At 32.3% G+C, this 1,150-nt stretch carries 1 protein-coding gene; it reads left to right on the forward strand.

Annotated features, from left to right (window positions below; all coding sequences use genetic code 11):
* The first annotated feature begins 56 nt into the window (after positions 1-56).
* A complete protein-coding gene (locus CG11_RS26125; protein WP_052599913.1) occupies positions 57-1,142 on the forward strand; it encodes a transposase in 1,086 nt (361 codons plus the stop codon).
* Positions 1,143-1,150: the final 8 nt, after the last annotated feature.

The raw sequence follows: 1,150 nt of genomic DNA on the forward strand, positions 1-1,150 counted from the left end.
TAACTCAAGTTACGCAAAGATTAAAGAAATTAAGTTATAAAGTTTAACTTTATAGAATGGAAGATAAATTAGACTTATACACAGATTATTTATTAACGACCGTTCATCAAGCAACGGCAACAGGTTTGTCCAACTTAGTAGATGGAGCAATATCCCATGACGAAATAACCAGACTATTAAGTGAAAATGAATTCGGTTCACGAGACTTATGGAAGTCTACGAAAAAGCTAATTCGGTCGCATGAAACAGAAGATGCTTGTTTGATATTTGATGATAGTATTATTGAAAAAAGATATACATCAGAGAGTTCATTAATCTGCTGGCATTATGACCACAGCACAGGAAAAAATATAAAAGGCATTAATTTATTAACGGCTTTTTATTATAGTCATTCCCCCGATCAAGCACTCGCATTACGAGCACCAGTAAGTTTTGAGCTTATTTTAAAGACACAACATTTTTGTGATATAAAAACAAAGAAAGAAAGGCGGAAAAGCTTAGTAACGAAAAATGAATTATTACAGACAATGGTTCAGCAAAATATACATAATCAACTAAAATTTAAGTATGTATTAGCGGATAGTTGGTTTGGTTCTTCAGCGAATATGCTTTTTATACACAAAAAAAAGAAGTTCTTCATCTTTGACATGAAGAGCAACCGAAAAGCTGCTGTAAGTGAAAAAGATAGAAATGCTGGTCATTGGACAAGGATTGAGGCACTAGATATACCCAATAATACTCCTGTAAAAGTTTGGTTAAAAGATCTGGAAATACCAGTCTTATTAATCAAGCAGATTTTTACAAACAAGGATCAATCTACAGGGGTACGATTTTTGGTTTCGAATGACTTTAACTTGTCAGATGAGGATTTCACTACAACCTATAAAAAACGATGGAGTGTAGAAGAATATCATAAAAGCTTAAAACAAAATGCAGCAATCGCTAAGTCGCCAACTAGAACAATCAAAACGCAAAGTAATCATTTGTTTGCCTCTATTTTTGCTTATGTAAAATTGGAAAAACTCAAATTTATTCAAGCGTTAAATCATTTTGCAATAAAGTCTAAAATTTACCTTGCTGCTAATAAAGCAGCTTTCAATGAACTCAATTTATTAAAGATGGGTAATCCATCTTTTGCGTAACTTCAGTT

Source organism: Aureispira sp. CCB-QB1 (genome assembly GCF_000724545.1).
Taxonomy (GTDB): domain Bacteria; phylum Bacteroidota; class Bacteroidia; order Chitinophagales; family Saprospiraceae; genus Aureispira.